Raw genomic sequence first — 17,603 nt, 5'->3', positions numbered from 1 at the left:
CATGCCGGAGGTAACCCATCCGAGTGACCGGAGCACGGTCGCGCCGACGCCGATGTCCCCTTCCAGGGTGAGCGGGCGAGCACGGACCGTATCCCCATGCCAGGCTCCGCAAGTCGCCGGCATTTTTTTTGGGGGTTACCCGCATGCGGAATTCGTTCAAGCCACTTCGCCTGTTCGTGGCGCTCGCGCTGCTTTTCACCAGCGCGGCGATCGGCGCGGGACCGGCCGCCGCCGGGATCGTGAAGCAATTCACGCTCGACTACAACGAGGTCGTGTACGGCGATTTCCTGTACGCGGGCAATGGCGTCGTGCGCTGCCCCGTCACGGCCGACGGCGCACCGACCATCTCCGGCTACACCCCCGTGTCCTGCGCGAACTCGGCGGACCGCAGGGACACCCAGGTCAACGACAATTACTTCATGCAATGGTCCGATGTGGACTCCGACGCGGGGACATTCGACTCGTCGAGCGCCGCGGTCACCATTCCGCCCGGCGCGAAAATCACCTTCGCTCGGTTGAACTGGGCGGGTAACACGGGCGTGTACAACTACGCGCCGAATGTTCCCTTGGCGACGAAAATGTGCCAGGACCGGCTCAACCGGATGCCCGCGGTGCTGCCACAGGGAAATCCCGCCGACCAAAAGGTCCGGCTGACCGTCGGCGCTGACAAGGCCGTCGACCTGGCGCCGACCGGCTACACCGAGGACCCGTCGAACAGCTACAGCGGCGGCCAGTACTACTCGGCCTACGCCGACGTCACCGGCCAGTTCGCCAAGGCGCCGACCGGGTCGCCGCTGAACCTGACCGTCGGCAACGTCTGGGCGCCCAAGGGCTTCAACTGCATGGGCGGCTGGTCCATCGACCTCGTCTACGCCTACCCGCAGCGCGACCCGGTATACGCGCCGAACAAGCGCGAGGTCTTCATCTACAACGGGCACGTCCGGCAGAACAGCAGCGACCCGACGACACCGACGACGATCACCGGGTTCCGCGCCGCGGCGGCCGACGCGCACGTCGGCGTCACCGCCTACGAGGGCGACTGGGGCATCGAGGGCGACCAGTTCCTGATCAACGACAAGCCGGTCGCCGAGCCCGCCACCGGCTCGACCAGGAACTTCTTCATCTCCAACGCCGACAACGCGACCGCGCCCAGCGTGAAGAACAACTTCAGCGTCGACGCGAAGTCGTTCAACGTCGACACCATCGCGGCGGGCTCGACCAGCGCCAAGCTGGGCTTCGCGACCTCCGGCGACGCTTATCTCGCGCAGAATCTCGCCTTCTCGACGCCCGTGCCGGAGCTGCAGATCACCAAGCGCGCCGAGCCGACCGTGGTGCACGCGGGAGACCAGGTCACCTTCACCATCGAGGTCAAGAACCCGAGCAACGCGCCGGCGAGCGGGGTGCGCGTGGCCGACGACGCCTTCCCAGCCTGCGCCAAGGTGATCGGCAACCTCAACGGCGGCCAGAGCACCACCTACACCTGCACCGCGACCGCGCCGGCCGACGACTTCACCAACACCGCGAAGGTCACCGGCACCAGCGCTTTGAACGAGCCGCTCGACGGCTCGTCGAGCGTGACGGTCGACGTCGTGCACCCGGCGATCGGCATCACCAAGAAGGCCGACAAGGGCGGCTACCGGACCGGCGAGACCGTCACGTTCACCGTGACCGTGACCAACACCGGTGACGTGCCGCTGAGCTCCGTCGCCGTGGCCGACCCGAAGACGCCGTCCTGCGCGCGCACGCTGGCCACGCTGGACGCCGGCAAGTCGTCGACCTTCACCTGCACCACGCAGGCCCCGGTCCCCGACGGCGTCAACACGGCGAGCGTGAGCGGCACCGACGCGCTCGGCAAGCGGGTCGACGCCTCCGCCGACGCGCCCGTTCCGGTGATCGCGCCCGCGATCACGATCGAGAAGTCGGCCGGCCCGGAGGTCATCCACGCGGGTGACGCCGTCACCTGGACGATCAAGGTGACCAACACCGGCGACACCCCGCTGCAGGACATCAAGGTCACCGACGACAAGACCACGGCCTGCTCGCGGGCCGTCACAAACCTGCTCCCGGGCGGCTCGGAAAGCTACACCTGCACCGCGAACCCGTCGCAGACGACCAAGAACACGGCGACCGTCACCGCCAACGACTTCTTCGGCGGCGACCCCGTGACGGCGACGGATTCGGCGACGGTGACCGTGCTGAGCCCGGCGCTGAGCATCACCAAGGAGGCCTCGCCGCGCGTGGTCCGCGCCGGCGACGAGGTCACGTTCACCCTGGTCGTGACGAACACCGGCGACGTGCCGCTCACCGGCGTCACCGTGACGGACGACCGCACGCCGTCCTGCGCCCGCACGATCGGCACGCTGCTGCCGCAGCAGTCGCAGACGCACACCTGCACGGCCAAGGCACCCGACAGCGGCTTCACGAACACCGCGACCGCGACCGGCAAGGACCCGCTGGCCAAGGAGGTCAAGGTCACGGCCGACGCGACGATCGAGGTCATCCATCCGTCGGTGAGCATCGTGAAGGACGCCGCGCCCGCGGTCGTCCGCTCCGGCGACACGGTCACGTACACGATCACCGTGACCAACACGGGCGACGCCGCGCTCACCGACGTGACGGTCGCGGACGCCCAGGTTCCCGCCTGCGCCAAGACGATCGGCACCCTGCAGCCGCGGGGCACGCAGACGTACACGTGCATGACGGTGGCAGGCGAGCAAGGCTTCACCAACACCGCGAAGGTGACCGGGACCGATCCGACGAACCGCCCGGTCGACGCCACCGACGACGCGACGTTCACCGTGACGCACCCCGCGATCACCCTCGCCAAGGACGTCACCGGCGGCCCGTTCCGCGAGGGCGACACCGTGCCGTTCCAGCTCACGGTGACCAACACCGGCGACGTGCCGCTGACCGGCGTCACGGTCACGGACCCACTGGTCACGGCCTGCGCGCGGACATACGACGGCACGCTGGCACCAGGCGCGACCTGGACCTTCGGCTGCACCCTCGTGGCGGGCAAGGACGACTTCACCAACGTCGCCTCGGTCACCGGCACGCCACCGGTCGGGCCGCCGGTGACGGCGACGGACGACGCACCGGTCGACGTCATCCACCCGGCGGTCACCATCACCAAGGACGCGGCGCCCACCGTGGTCCGCGCGGGCGACACGGTCACGTTCACCATCACGGTGACCAACACCGGCGACACCCCGCTGACCGCCGTCTCCGTCGCCGACCCGATCGCCCCCGAGTGCACCAAGACACTGGGAACCCTTGCCCCGCAAGCGAAACAGACGTACACCTGCACGCTCGTCGCAGGCAATGACGACTTCGCGAACGTCGCTTCGGTCACCGGAACCGACCCGTCGAACCGCCCGGTCACCGCGACCGACGACGCCGCCGTCGACGTCATCCACCCGGCGGTGAGCATCACCAAGGACGCGGCGCCTGCCGCGGTCCGTGAAGGCGACACGGTCACCTTCACCTTGGTGGTCAAGAACACGGGCGACGTGCCGTTGACCGCGGTGTCCGTTGTGGACTCGAAAACTCCGTCCTGCGCCAAGACTTTCGACGTTCTCGCGCCGGACGCCGCACAGACCTATCAGTGCACCGTGGTCGCCGGAGCCGACGGCTTCACCAACACGGCGACAGTCACGGGCACCGACCCGACCGGGCGCCCGGTCACCGCGACCGACGACGCCACGTTTACGGTGCTGCATCCCGGAATCTCGATCACCAAGGACGTCAAGGGCGGCCCGTTCCGCGCCGGCGACACGGTCACCTTCAGCATCACCGTCGCCAACACGGGCGACTCCCCGCTGACCGCGGTCACCGTCTCCGACGAACTCGCCCCGTCCTGCGCCAAGACGATCGACAAGCTCGACCCCGGCGCGTCGCAGACCTACGAATGCACGATGAGCGCGCCTGCCGACGACGCGGTGAACGTCGCCAAGGTCACCGGCACCCCGCCCACGGGACCGCCGCTGACAACCTCGGACGACGCGAAAATCGACGTCATCCACCCGGCCGTGAAAATCACCAAGGAGGCCTCCCCGCGCACGGTCCGCGCGGGCGACGACGTCACGTTCACCATCGTCGTGACCAACACCGGCGACGTGCCACTGACCAATGTCTCCATTGTGGACTCACGAACCCCAACCTGCGCCAAGACCTTCGCGCGCCTCGAAGGCGTCGAAACCTACCAATGCACGACGAAGGCGCCCGAGGACGACTTCACCAACACGGCGACCGTCACCGGCGACGACCCGACCGGACGCCCGGTCACCGCGACCGACGACGCCGCGGTCGACGTCATCCATCCCGCGGTGACGATCACCAAGGACGCGGCGCCCACCCAGGTCCGTGAGGGCGACACGGTCACGTTCACGCTGACAGTCAAGAACACCGGCGACGTCGCCCTGGCTCCGGTATCCATTGTGGACTCGCAAACCCCAGCCTGTGCCCGCACCATCGACTCACTGGCGGCAGGCGCGTCGCAGACCTACCAATGCACGGTGACCGCGGGAGCGCAAGGCTTCACGAACACGGCGACGGTCACCGGAACCGACCCACTCCAGCGCCCGGTCACCGCGACGGACGACGCGACGTTCACGGTCCAGCGCCCCGGCATCTCGATCACCAAGAACACCAAGGGCGGCCCGTTCCGCACCGGCGACTCGGTCACCTTCGAGATCGTGGTCACCAACACCGGCGACGTGCCGTTGACCAACGTGACGGTGACCGACCCGCTGGCTCCCGAATGCGCCCGCACGTTCCCGACCCTTCCGGCCGCGGGCGTCCAGCGTTACCCCTGCACCATGACCGCTCCCGCGGACGACGTGACGAACACGGCTTCGGTCACCGGCAAACCGCCGGTCGGCCCGCCGGTGACGGCGACGGACGACGCGCCCGTCGACGTCATCCACCCCGGCATCAAGCTCACGAAGGAGGCGGCCCCCACCCAGGTCCGCCCCGGCGAGCAGGTCACCTTCACCCTGACGGTGACCAACACCGGCGACGTGCCGCTCAAGTCGGTGTCCATTGTGGACGACAAGACACCCGCCTGCGCCTTCACGATCGCGGTGCTGGCACCCGGCGCTTCTCAGCGTCACCAATGCGCCACCAACCCCGCGTCCAGCCTCACGAACACCGCGACGGCGACGGGAACCGACCCCACCGACCGGCCGGTGACCAGCACCAGCACCGCCGAAGTCACCGTCATCGGCCCCGGCATCTCCATCGAGAAGACGGCCGACGCCAAGCCGCTCCTCACCGGCCAGCAGGCGACCTTCACGATCATCGTGAAGAACACCGGCGACGTGCCGTTGACCGACGTGACGGTGACCGACCCCATCGCACCCGCCTGCGCGATCACCGTCGGCACCCTCGCGCCCGGCGCGTCGTCCAAGCCGATCACCTGCATGGTCACCATGCCCGACCACGACCTCACCAACATCGCGACAGCGACGGGCAACGACCCCACCGGCCGCCCGGTCACCTCGACCGACGACGCCACGGTCAAACTCGCCAAGCCCGCGGTCACGCTGACGAAGAAGGCCGACGCGACCACCACGCCCGGCGCCACGGTCACCTTCACCCTCACGGTGACCAACACAGGCAACGTCGACCTGGCCCCCGCCAAGGTCACGGACCCGGCCTACCCCCAGTGCGACCGCGCCTTCGACCGCCTCCCGGCCGGCTCGCACCAGGAGTGGACCTGCACCGCCACCGCGCCGCAGTCCGGCGACCTGACGAACACCGCGACCGTGACCGGAACACCCGACACCGCCCAGCCTGCCGACCCGGTCACGGACAGCGCGACCGCCGTCGTCAAGGTGAACACGCCCTCCACCCCGGACGTGACACCCCCACCGTCACCCCCGAAGCCCTTGGCCACCACCGGATTCGACCCGCTACCGCCGTCCCTGCTCGCCCTAGCCCTCCTGTCAGCAGGCGTCCTCCTGGTCCTCCACCCGACCCGCCGCCGACGCTAACGCCCGCCCACCCCCTGGGGTCGTGAGTGGTACGGCCGGTTCTAACCGGCCAAACCACTCACGACCCCAAGGAACCCTGGTTGACAGGAGGTTAGGGTAGCCTTACTTTGGTTGGCGTGATGGCACGGGGATTTCAGGGCGCGGTTCTGCGCGGGCTCGGGGCGCGCGACCACGAGGCGACCGTGGTCGGCACGGAACTGATCACGCCGCAGTTCGTGCGGATCCAGTTCACCTCGCCGACCCTGTTCGCCGACGCGACCGCGGAGCCGACCGCCTGGCTGCGCTTCTGGTTCCCCGATCCCGACGGCGGCGACACCGAGTACCAGCGCGCGTACACCATCACCGAGGCCGATCCGGCGAGCGGCGCGTTCAGCGTCGACGTGGTGCTGCACTCGCCTGCGGGACCCGCGTCACAGTGGGCGCGCTCGGCGAAGCCCGGGATGAAGATCTCGGTCATGACGCTGGGTTCGTCCAAGTTCGAGCCCACGAGCGTGGCCGGCTATCTGCTGATCGGCGATCCGGCGTCACTTCCCGCGATCAACACGATCCTCGACGTCGTCCCCGCCGATGTGCCCGTCGAGTTGTACCTCGAGCGGCACAGCGAAGCCGACGAGCTGATCCCGGTCCACACGCATCCCCTGCTGAACACGAAATGGGTGCCGCGCGACGGCGCCGGTTCGCTGGCCGCGGCGATCGAGCCGCGGGACTGGACAGGCTGGGTCGCATGGGCGGCGACGGAAACCAAGACGCTGAAGCAGGTTCGGGCGCGGCTGCGTGACACGTTCGGCTTCGCGAAACAGGACATCCAGGGCCGGGCGTACTGGCATCACGGGCGCGCGACCGGGACGTTGCGCTCGGTGCAACACACGCAAGGCACGTCGGAGTGGGTGGACACGCCGGACGGCAGGCGGCTGCACGCCATGGTGTTGCCCGGTCCCGAGGCGGGGCCGACCGTCGTCTTCGAAGCGGGTGCCGCCGCGAGCCGGTCGTCGTGGGCGCTGGTACAGCCTGGCGTCGCGCGGGCCGCGCGGGCGATCGTCTACGACCGGTCCGGACTCGGCCGCAGCGCGCCCGATCCAGGCGGGCGAACGCTTCGGCGGATGGCCGACGATCTCGTGACCTTGCTCGACCATTTCGGACCGGGGCCGTTCGTCCTCGTCGGACACAGTGCGGGCGGGCCGATCGTGCGGCTGGCCGCGGCCGCGCGACCCGATCAGGTCGCGGGCCTCGTGCTCGTCGACCCGACGGACGAAGCCGCCGAGGTGCTCTTCGGCAGGCGGTTCCGGCGGGGTGAACGGCTGGCGATCGGGGCCGGTGCCGTGCTGGCGCGGCTGGGTCTGTTCAAATTCCTGCTCCGCGGAATGCTGCGCGGTCTTCCGGCGGACGTCCGCCGCGATATGGAGCAAGAGGCATTCACGCCGGGCGTGGTGCGCACGCAGAGAGAGCAAGCGCGCACTTTTCTGGATGAATTGTCCACATGGCGAGAAAATCCCCCGGCGATAAAGGACATTCCGGTCACCGTTGTTTCGGGAGCGCTTACCGGCGGTGGCATGACCGCGAGCATGCGAGCGCAGGCCACCGCGTCGCACGCGCATCGCGCCGCCCAGTCACCACAAGGCAATCACGCCATCGCGCCACGGTCCGGACATTACGTGCCCGTAACGGATCCCGATCTGCTCTGCGACGAGATCATCGGGCTGATAAAGCAAACATATTCACAGTGAACACGGGTAACCGAATTCACCTTGCAGAATTTCGTGTAATCGATTACCTCGTTGATCCGCACCCATTGACATAGTTAGGAAGCCTTCTTAACTTCGGGATATGTCTGAGACTCCCCCGCGCCCCAGGTCTCAATCCCCCGCACGGCAACCGCGCCTTGCCGAGCAGTACGAGCACTTCATGAAACGCCATTCGCGACGAACGGTGCTCCAGGCGGGCACGATCGTCGCGGGGAGCGTGCTGCTGCCCGGCGCGGCCGCGGCCGCGACACCGCGCCCGGCCGTCGGCCCGACGGTGCTGCTCAACTCCGAGACGGCGGCAGGCTCGGCACTGCGGCCGTTCGGCAGGCACCTCGCCTACGGTGCCGACGCGTCGCGCCAGGTCGTGGTGTCGTGGCAGACACCGGGCAAGGTGACCGCGCCGTTCCTGCGGTTCGGCACCAAGCCGGGGGAATTCGGCGAGGCCATCCCGGCGGAGGTGCGGGCGCTGGAGAGTCAGCTCGCCTGGCAGAAACCGGACCACACGTTCTCGCCACACCTGTCGAAATCCGTCACCCAGTACTACCTGCACGTCCGGCTCGGCGATCTGCTGCCCAACACCACGTACTACTACGTCGTCGGTCACCAGGGTTACGACCCGACCACCAGCGGGCGGATCGGCGAGATCGCCACCTTCCGCACGGCAGGCGCCGCGGGCGCCACCGGCGCGTTCTCGTTCACCGCCTTCGGTGACCAGGGCGTCGGCTACAACGCCGTCGCGACCAACAGCCTGATCGCCGACCTCGCGCCCGCCTTCCACCTCGGCATGGGCGACCTCAGCTACGCGCTGAACGGCGAGGGCGGGCATCCCGAAGAGGACGTCTACGACGCCCGCAAGTGGGATTCCTTCTTCTCCCAGAACGAAATCGTCGCCTCGGGCATCCCGTGGATGGTCGCGCTCGGCAACCACGAGATGGAAGGCTGGTATCCCTACAACGGCTACGGCGGCATGCGTGCCCGCTTCAGCATGCCGGACAACGCATGGGACGGCTCCACCTGCATCTACTCGTGGCGCTACCAGAACGTCGCTTTCCTCAGCCTGGACGGCAACGACGTCTGCTACAACAGCCAGTCCAATTTGGACTACACGGAGGGCAAGCAGCTCGCCTGGCTCGGCTCGCAGCTGGCCAAGTTCCGCGCCGACCCGACGGTCGAGTTCATCGTCGTGTACTGCCACCAATGCACCTACTCGACCTCCGACGCGAACGGCGCGGAGCTCGGGGCGCAGGAGAAGTGGGCGCCGCTGTTCGACAAGTACAAAGTGGACCTGGTACTCAACGGCCACAACCACCTCTACGAGCGGACCGACCCGATCCGCGCGGGCAAGGGCACCAAGAAGGTGCCGTCGTCGGGCACCGTCAACTCCGTCAAGGACGGCATCACCTACATCACCGCGGGTGGTGGCGGCGAGGGCATCAGCTCCATTGTGGACGGCGTGGCGGAAAGTTACATCGGCAACGTCAAGGACGTCTCGGCCAAGATGCGGTTCGACACCGAGGAGGGCGAGACGCAGAAGGTCACCGTCACCTGGTCGCGCGTGCGCTATCGCGGCTACAGCCTCGTCTCGGTCGACGTGGTGCCGCCGTCGAACGGCACGCCCGCACTGCTGAAGGTCCGCGCGCTCACCGAGACCGGCACGCTGGTCGACGAGATCACCATCCGCCGTAGCTGAACCCCGATCGAGAAGGCAGCCCATGTCTCAGACCGCATACTCGCGACGGAACCTGTTCCGGTTCGGCTCACTACGCGCCACCGAGGCCGCACCCGCCGGCTCGACGCTGCGCCCGCTCGGCCGTCACCTCGCCTACGGTGCCGACCCGGCCAAGCAGGTCGTGATCTCCTGGCAGGAGCTGACGAAGGTCACCGGCCCGTACGTCCGCATCTCGACCACGCCAGGCAACTTCGGCCAGCCCATCGCCGCCGAGGTACGCACGCTCGAAAGCCAGCTCTCGTGGCAGAAGCCGGACCACGACTTCCCGCCGCACACCCCGACGACGACCCAGTACTTCCTGCACGTCAAGCTCGACAACCTGACGCCGGACACCACGTACTACTACGTGGTCGGCCACCAGGCCTACGACCCGACCGCGACCGGCCGCACCGACGAGATCGCCAGTTTCCGCACCGCGGGCGGCAACCGCCCGTTCTCATTCACCGCCTTCGGTGACCAAGGCGTCGGCTACAACGCGCGCAGGCTCAACAGCATGATCTCGGACCTCGCGCCCGCCTTCAATCTCGCGTTGGGCAACCTGAGTTACGCCATCTACGAGGGCGACCCCGGCAACGAGGGCGCACACACGTCGAAGGACAGGTACGACGCCCGGATCTGGGATTCCTTCTTCGTACAGAACGAGATCGTCGCCGCGGGCATCCCGTGGATGATCTCGCTCGGGAACCGCGAAATGGAGGATTGGTACTCCGGCAACGGTTACGGCGGCGTCAAAGCCCGCTTCTCCATGCCCGACAACGCTTGGAGTGGCTCGACCGGCGTCTACTCGTGGCGGTACCAGAACGTCGGCCTGCTGAGCTTGGACGGCAACGACATCTGCTACCGCAACACCGGCAACCTCGACTACAGCGCGGGCAAGCAGCTCAGCTGGCTCGACAGCCAGCTGAGCAAGTTCCGCGCCGACCCGACGATCGACTTCATCGTCGTCTACTGCCACCAGGCCGTCTACACCACGGCCGACGCGGGCGGCGCCGAGACACTCGCCCAGCAGAAGTGGGCACCGCTGTTCGACAAGTACAAAGTGGACCTGGTGCTCAACGCGCACAACCGGTTGTACGAGCGCACAGACCCGATCCGCGCGGGCAAGTCCACGAAGCAGGTGAAGCCGCGCGGAACGGTCAACTCCGCCGCGGACGGGACCACCTACATCACGGCCGGCGGCGGCGGGCAGAGCCTCGACACGTTCTTCAAGAAGATCGCCGAGTCCTATCTGGACAACGAGACCAGCGTCAGCTCGACGTCGATGAAGTGCTTCAAGAAGGGCAGCACCTCGTACACCGAAACGAAGGTGACCTGGTCACGGGTGCGCTACCGCGGCTACGGCCTGGTCGCGGTCGACGTCACCCCGGCCGCGAACGGCGCGGCCGCGCAGCTGAAGGTGCGCGCGTTCGCCGACGACGGCGTCCAGGTGGACGAGGTGACCATCAAGCGCGCCTGACCATGGTCGTGAGTGGTACGGCCGGTTCTAATGGGCGGAAGGTCAAAGGTGGCGCGTCTGGTGTGCTCGGCTGTGGCCGGGGTGGCTGTGTGGGAAATGCGTCGTTGAAGAGCCTGTTGCTTTTTGAACTGGCTCGACATGGCTTGATGATCTTGTTGCACGTGTGGCAACTTGGGATAATTGTTGTGTGGCAAGGGATTATCGGCCGGTTGATCGTGAGCAGGAGTTTCTGTTGCCGCCGTCGATGGCGGACTGGTTGCCGGATGATCATCTGGTGTGGTTCGTGATCGCGGTGGTGGGGCGGCTGGACACGTCGGCGTTTCACGCGACGGCGAAGCGTGGTGGGGTCGGGCGGCGTGGGTATGACCCGGAGATGCTGCTGACGTTGTTCGTGTATGCGATGGCGCATGGGGTGTCCTCGTCGCGGCGGATCGAGCGGTTGTGCCTGACCGATGTGGCGTTCCGGATCATCTGCGCGCAGGACATCCCGGATCACACGGTGCTGGCCCGGTTCCGCCAGCGTCACGAGGCGGCGCTGACGGATCTGCTGACCGAGTCGCTGGTGCTGGCCGCCGAACTGGGGATGGTGTCGCTGGGGGTGGTCGCGTTCGACGGCACCAAGATCGCCGCCAACGCGAGTAAGGACGCCAACCGCACCGAGGCTCACCTGCGGAAACTGGCCGAGAAGTTCGTTGAGGAGACCGCGCAGACCGACGCGGCCGACGACGCCCGCTTCGGCGCCGACCGGCGCGGCGACGAACCACCACCGGACCTGCGTGACCGCACCCGTCGCGGTGAACGGATCACGGCCGCGCTGGAGCAGATCCAGTCCCGTCGCGACGCGGCCGAGCAGGCCGGCGAGGGGCGGGCTGAGATCGCGCGGGCCTATGACGCCGCGGTCGCCGCCGGCCTCACCCGTGGCGGGGCCCCGCCGCGAGGCGCGGACCGGGTCGCGGTGGCCCGAGCACGCCTGGACCGGGAGCGAGCCACAGCGGTGTCCCGCTGGGAGGCCTGGCACGCCCAGATGCGATCCGGCGGCGGGCGCCGCCCGTCGGGGAAAGCAGCGGTGCCGCCGGAGGATCACAGCAGGGTCCGGCGGGCCCGCGCGGGCGTGTCACGCCAACTGTGTAGGTCGGGGGTGTACCAAGATCGACCGGCCTGGTGGGCGGTCGGAAGGGACACCGAGTGACGCAGAACACATCGCCTCGTCGCAGTGACGAGGCGGCGGCGCGGCAGCTGGCGGAGACGTTCTCGCCGGAGACGATCGACGCGCTGCTGAAGGACGCCAAAGCGGCCGGAACGCCGATCGACGGCGTCAACGGCTTGCTGAATCAAATGACCAAAGCGGTCCTCGAGCGGGCGCTGCAGGCCGAGATGACCGACCATTTAGGCTATGACGCCGGCGACCCCTCCGGTCACGGTTCCGGCAATTCCCGAAATGGGAAGTCGACCAAGACGGTGTCGACGATGAACGGTCCGGTCGATATCGAGGTTCCGCGTGACCGGAACGGGTCTTTTGAACCCGCGATCGTGCCGAAGCGATCTCGTCGGATCGGCAACATCGACGACATGATCCTGTCACTGTACTCCCGGGGCATGACCACCCGCGACATCGAAGCGCATTTGCTGGAAGTTTATGGCGTGAATGCCTCCCGGGAATTGATATCGAACGTGACCGATGTCGTGGTCGACGAGATCAAAGCGTGGCAATCACGTCCGCTCGACGAGGTGTATCCGATCCTGTATGTGGATGGAATCCGGATCCGCGTCAAAGACAACGGCGTGGTGACCACCAAAGTCGCCTACCTGGCCATCGGCGTCGACGTGGACGGCCGCAAGCACGCTCTCGGCTGCTGGATCCAGGACACCGAGGCCGCGAAGTTCTGGCAGAAGGTCGTCACCGACCTGCGCAACCGTGGCGTCAAAGACATCCTCATCGCCTGCTGCGACGGCCTGACCGGTCTTCCCGACGCGATCAAAGTGATCTTTCCTGACACGGTCGTGCAGACCTGCGTGGTCCACGTCATCCGCAACGCCTCGAAATTCGTGTCCTACAACGACCGCAAAAAGATCGCCACATCGATGCGCGAGATCTACTGCGCCCCCACCGTCGAAGGCGCCGAACTCGCCCTGGCCGAATTCGACAAGAAATGGGGGCAACAATATCCAGGAGCCATCGACGTGTGGCATAACGCCTGGAATGACCTCATCCCGTTCCTTGACTACCCGCCGGAACTCCGCAAAATCGTCTACACCACCAATGCTATCGAATCCATCAACTTCCAACTCCGCAAAATCACCAAGAACCGCGGACACTTCCCCGACAAAGACGCAGCCATGAAACTTCTCTACCTCGGACTTCGCAACATTTCCAGTCAACGCGGCGGAACATCCGGAACGGGAACGCATGGCTGGAAAGTTGCACTCAACACGCTAGCCCGCCTCTTCCCAGGAAGGCTGCCTTTCTGATAATCTGAAAAACGTAAGTAATCACCTCTGACTTACACAGAAATCGTGACAGGCTCGCCCGCGCCGCCTATGAGGCCGCGCTCTCCCGCGCTGAACAGGCCGCCGCCACCGCGAAATCCCAGACGCAGACCGACAAGTTCGTGGCGAACACGACCGACCCGCAATCACGGCTGCTCAAGACCCGCAACGGCTGGGTCCAGGGCTACAACTGCCAGACCGCGGTCAGCGACGACGAATTCCTCGTGTCCGCCCGCGCCACCCAGGACACCAACGACCTCGACCAGTTCGTGCCCACCGCCGATGATGTCCTCGCCACCGCCGGGAAGCTGCCCGGCGCACCGGCCGCGGTGACCTCACCGTCGGCGTGATGATCGGCGACGCCGGCTACGACTCGACCGCCAACCTTGAGACCGCGGGCCCGGACCGTCTCATCGCCGATGCCAAAGGCCGCACCGTGAACACTCGAGCCGCCACCGACCCGGCCACCGGCGACCCACCCAAGAACGCCACCGCGCGGGAGAAGATGAACCACCGGCTACGCACCGCAGAAGGCGTGACCCTCTACCGACGACGCGGCGCGATGATCGAAGCACCCAACGCCTGGCTCAAAGACCGCCGCGGGCTCACCCGCTTCGCCCGCCGAGGACTCACCGCCGCCCAAGCCGAACTCTCCCTCGCCGCCGCAGTCACCAACCTGCTCAAACTCTGGACCAAGGGCATCACCACCGCCCAGATCCGCACCACCTGAACCCCACCCCGGCCCGGCCCGGCGGCCAAGCCAGAGACCGGACGATGCCGAAGACACCACAACAGCAAAAAGCAACAGGCTCTGAACGACTCAAAACCCGCACAGTCAACCCGCTTGACCAGCTGCAGGGGTCGTTCGAGGCGGGTGAGTGCGGTTCGCGGCGTTCAACGACGCAAACCGCACTCACCCAGGCACTAGGCCCAGGAATAAAGGAGAGCCTTCATTCACGCTCGGATCCGCCGGGTGAGGGCCTCCCCCACCCGGACCAAGCGGATCAGGGCCTCCCTCACCCGCATATACGGACCAACCAGGCCCCACCCCACGAATCCGAGCGAACTAGGCCCTCACCCACGCCCGACCACGACCCTGCCCCGGACGAGACAGCCCGAAGGGGTCGTGAGTGGTACGGCCGGTTCTAACCGGTCTAAACACTCACGACCCCGGCTACTCGGCGACTTCGCGGCGGGACAGCCGGACCTCCTCGATGTCCAGTTTGGACTGGATCTGGCGCAGGACAGTGTCGTCGATCCGGCGTTCATCGCGCAGCCGGATGATCGTGGCTCGTTTGTGCGCCAGCAATTCCAGGCGCAGCGCCGCGTATTCTGCTTCGGCGCGGTGAACGGCCAGGTCCTCGTCGGCGTCCGACGACTGGAGGTGCGCCCGGTACTCGGCCACGGTGCGGGCGAGCACCGCGTCGGCGGTGCCGAGGCGGCCGGCGATGCCGGGCATCGCGGCCATCGCCTCCTCGGCCGCGATGCGGGCGGCGAGCGCGCGTTCCTCGTCGACAGCGGTGTCCGGCTCCAGCCGGGCCCAGCGCACCACGGACGGCAGTACGAGGCCCTGCACCACCAGGGTGACCACGACGACGCCCGCGGTGACGAAGATGATCGTGTCGCGGTCGGGGAACGGCCTGCCGTCGGCCATCGTCTCCGGCACGGCGAGCGCGGCCGCCAGTGACACCGCGCCGCGGAACCCGGCCGACGCGCTGAGCACCCTCGGCCGGGGGCCGACGCGGCGCAGCCGTTGCTGCGGGCGGCGGTCGACCGCGCGGATGAGGTAAGGCGTGGTGAACGTCCAGACGAACCGGCTGCCGATGACCACGGCCGAGATCACGCCGACCATGCCGAGCGCGATCGGCACCGGCGTGGTCAGCCCGCGCACGACCGCGTGCGCCTGCAGTCCGATGAGGACGAACAGCGCCCCGTTGAGCACGAAGGTCGACAGGCTCCAGAACGCCTCGCTCTGGCGCCGGGTGTCCGCGCGGACGATGCGCGGGCCGACCTGGCTCAGTGTCAGCCCGCAGACCACGACCGCGAGCACGCCGGACGCGTGCAGCACCTCGGCGCACAGGAAAGCGGCGAACGGGGTGAGCAGGCTGACCAGGTTCTCGTGCAGCGGGTTGTCGAGCAGCCGCCTCGTCCGGACCGCGAGCCAGGCCACGAGCAGGCCCGCCGCCGCGCCGCCCAGGTAGGCGATCGCGGACAGCAGCGCCACGCTGCCGGACGTCGCGACCTGCTCGCCGGTCGTGACGCCGACCGCGAGGCCGTAGATGACCAGCGCCGTCCCGTCGTTGACCAGGCTTTCCGCTCGCAGCGTCGTCACCATGCGGCGGGGCAGCGCCCGCGCGATGACGCCGACCGCGGTGGCGTCGGTCGGCGCGAGCGCCGCGCCGAGCACCCACGCCGGTCCCCAGCCGAGGCCGAGTTCGTGCGCGGCCACCGCCACCACGGCTGCCGTCGCGATGACGAGCGCGGTGCTCGCCAGCACGATGACCCGCAGGTTGTTGCGGATTTCGCGCAGCGAGGTGGTCAGGCTTTCCCAGTACAGCAGCGCGGGCAGGAACAGCAGCAGCATCGTCTCCGGCGGCAGGCTGGCCTGGCGCAGCGCCGGGACGAAGCCGAGCAGGATGCCGACGACGAGCAGCAGTACCGGCGGGGTGACGCGCAGCCTGGCCGCGACGGCGCTGCCCAGCAGGATCGCCACCCCGAGCACCACGACGATCTCGAGGCCGAACACGGCGCCTCCTCATGCGACGGACGAATGCGCAGGAGAATTTACCTCAGCGGGCGAACCATTCCGGGATCACAGTTCGGACGAACTCGCTGATGCATTCGAGCGTCGGACCGGACAGGATCTCGCCGACGAAGTAGACGCCGTCGCGGCCCTGGGCCGCGGTGACCTCGTCGAACCAGCCGTCGCGCAGCGCGGCCGCGCTCGGGTAGGCGGGCCATTCGGCGATGGTCTCGGCGACGAGTTCCGGGTCGCGGAAGAGGAACAGGCTCTCCTTGGCGAGCGCCCAAGCCTGCTCGTCGGAGACCGAAAGGTCCGAATTGCTGAAGCAGACCCAATACGGGCCGGCGTGCTGCTTGTTGACCGCGGTGACGCGGTGCAGCGCCTGCTCCGGGTCGGTGTCGGTGTAGCTGCCGTACGGGTCGATCACCCAGAACCCGAGCCGGTCTTTGGGGAATTCGATGAGTTCCTCGTGGACGCGGACGAGGTAACTGCGGGTCCAGGTGCGCGGGCAGTTCTTCTCCGAGAACAGGTCCCCGTCGAGGAACTCCCGGAGCTGTGACGGCCGCGCTGTCACGATCACGCTCTCGTAGGTCTTGCTGTGCTCGACGCCAGCGGACTGCCACGTGACGCGCCGCCCGTCCACCCGAGTCACCCGGGCGCCGGTCGTGACGGTCAGTCCGTGGTCGTCGACGATGCGCCGCAGGAAGCTGATGAACCCGCTCGGGAAGCTGCGGGCGATGGGTCTTCGGGAGTCGATCTGCGCGCGCAGCGACGGCGGCATCCGGTCGAGCATCGCCTGCCGGTCGGCGGGAAAGACGGCGAGCAGCAGTTTCGCCAGCTGCGACACGTGGCCGGAGATGTGCGCGTTGATGTTGATCACGGTCGCGGCCGGCTGACGCGGCCTGCGCATGTTGGCGTAGAGCGCGATGCCTTGCAGGATCTCGCCGACCAGCGGTGCGTGCCGTGCGCGGTAGGTCTCCCAGGTCTCGGCGGTCCCGTCGAACGCCAGGCCGCCCAAGCCGGGGCCACGCCGCTCCCGGACCGCCTGCTCGATGATCGTCCACGCGTCGGCGAGCTGATCGACCGCCTGGATCGGCGTCAAAGTCCGCAGCAGCGGCACGAAATGCGGCGGTACGGCGACCATCGGCTTGCCCGAATCGGACCGCGAGACGAAGTACAACGCCTCGCTCTGCAGCTCGACCGGATGCCTGCTCGTCAGCTCCTCGACGGCCGTGCCCGCCATGTCCGGCCCGAAGTCCTGCTGCCCGATCAAGTGGGCTTGGAAGTCGTAGACCTGCCCGTCGACGGTGACGGTTTCGCTGTAGCCGCCAAGCCGCGCGCCCGCTTCGAGGATGTCGATGTCCCGATAGCCGAGTTCCCGCAGCTTGGCCGCGACGAGAATGCCGCTCTGCCCACCACCCACCACGCACACCGGCGCCGAGAAATCCATGAC

The 17,603-nt window shown here is 67.7% G+C and carries 10 protein-coding genes; 8 read left to right on the top strand and 2 right to left on the bottom strand.

Annotation, left to right across the window (positions count from 1 at the left end; translation table 11 throughout):
• The first annotated feature begins 143 nt into the window (after positions 1-143).
• From AB5J62_RS10500 to AB5J62_RS10465, 8 genes are all read left to right on the top strand, one after another.
• A complete protein-coding gene (locus AB5J62_RS10500; protein WP_370948000.1) occupies positions 144-5,993 on the top strand; it encodes a hypothetical protein in 5,850 nt (1,949 codons plus the stop codon).
• 119 nt (positions 5,994-6,112) lie between these two features.
• Positions 6,113-7,717 carry an alpha/beta fold hydrolase gene (locus tag AB5J62_RS10495; RefSeq protein WP_370947999.1) on the top strand — a complete coding sequence of 535 codons (1,605 nt, stop codon included), beginning with the start codon at positions 6,113-6,115 and terminating at the stop codon, positions 7,715-7,717.
• 178 nt (positions 7,718-7,895) lie between these two features.
• A complete protein-coding gene (locus tag AB5J62_RS10490; RefSeq protein ID WP_370947998.1) occupies positions 7,896-9,425 on the top strand; it encodes a purple acid phosphatase family protein in 1,530 nt (509 codons plus the stop codon).
• 22 nt (positions 9,426-9,447) lie between these two features.
• Positions 9,448-10,920, top strand: a complete 1,473-nt coding sequence (locus tag AB5J62_RS10485; RefSeq protein ID WP_370947997.1) for a purple acid phosphatase family protein — start codon at positions 9,448-9,450, stop codon at positions 10,918-10,920.
• 187 nt (positions 10,921-11,107) lie between these two features.
• On the top strand, positions 11,108-12,109 hold the full coding sequence (locus tag AB5J62_RS10480) for a transposase (protein ID WP_370947996.1): 1,002 nt from the start codon (positions 11,108-11,110) through the stop codon (positions 12,107-12,109).
• Between the two features lie 47 nt (positions 12,110-12,156).
• A complete protein-coding gene (locus AB5J62_RS10475; RefSeq protein ID WP_370950226.1) occupies positions 12,157-13,389 on the top strand; it encodes an IS256 family transposase in 1,233 nt (410 codons plus the stop codon).
• Positions 13,390-13,529: 140 nt separating this feature from the next.
• The gene (locus AB5J62_RS10470) at positions 13,530-13,757 is read left to right on the top strand and encodes a hypothetical protein (protein WP_370947995.1); all 228 of its coding nucleotides are present in this window, start codon (positions 13,530-13,532) and stop codon (positions 13,755-13,757) included.
• Positions 13,757-14,137: a transposase gene (locus tag AB5J62_RS10465; protein ID WP_370947994.1), complete on the top strand. Its 381-nt coding sequence runs from the start codon at positions 13,757-13,759 to the stop codon at positions 14,135-14,137. Before AB5J62_RS10470 ends, AB5J62_RS10465 begins: the two co-directional genes overlap by 1 nt.
• A 444-nt stretch (positions 14,138-14,581) precedes the next feature.
• Here the strand turns inward: AB5J62_RS10465 and AB5J62_RS10460 are convergent, their stop codons facing one another.
• Both AB5J62_RS10460 and AB5J62_RS10455 read right to left on the bottom strand, forming a co-directional pair.
• Positions 14,582-16,153 carry a Na+/H+ antiporter gene (locus tag AB5J62_RS10460; protein ID WP_370947992.1) on the bottom strand — a complete coding sequence of 524 codons (1,572 nt, stop codon included), beginning with the start codon at positions 16,151-16,153 and terminating at the stop codon, positions 14,582-14,584.
• Positions 16,154-16,196: 43 nt separating this feature from the next.
• Positions 16,197-17,600, bottom strand: coding sequence for an NAD(P)-binding protein (locus tag AB5J62_RS10455; RefSeq protein ID WP_370947990.1), 1,404 nt, complete (start codon positions 17,598-17,600; stop codon positions 16,197-16,199).
• Positions 17,601-17,603 lie beyond the last annotated feature (3 nt).

This window comes from Amycolatopsis sp. cg5 (assembly GCF_041346955.1).
GTDB lineage: Bacteria > Actinomycetota > Actinomycetes > Mycobacteriales > Pseudonocardiaceae > Amycolatopsis.
This window is presented reverse-complemented; position numbering and strand designations above follow the sequence as displayed.

What these genes read in the sequence shown, in the direction of transcription:
- AB5J62_RS10485 (WP_370947997.1), top strand. Translation starts at nt 9,448, where the DNA reads ATGTCTCAGACCGCATACTCGCGACGGAACCTGTTCCGGTTCGGCTCA.
- AB5J62_RS10455 (WP_370947990.1), bottom strand. Translation starts at nt 17,600, where the DNA reads ATGGATTTCTCGGCGCCGGTGTGCGTGGTGGGTGGTGGGCAGAGCGGC.
- AB5J62_RS10500 (WP_370948000.1), top strand. Translation starts at nt 144, where the DNA reads ATGCGGAATTCGTTCAAGCCACTTCGCCTGTTCGTGGCGCTCGCGCTG.
- AB5J62_RS10465 (WP_370947994.1), top strand. Translation starts at nt 13,757, where the DNA reads ATGATCGGCGACGCCGGCTACGACTCGACCGCCAACCTTGAGACCGCG.
- AB5J62_RS10490 (WP_370947998.1), top strand. Translation starts at nt 7,896, where the DNA reads ATGAAACGCCATTCGCGACGAACGGTGCTCCAGGCGGGCACGATCGTC.
- AB5J62_RS10495 (WP_370947999.1), top strand. Translation starts at nt 6,113, where the DNA reads ATGGCACGGGGATTTCAGGGCGCGGTTCTGCGCGGGCTCGGGGCGCGC.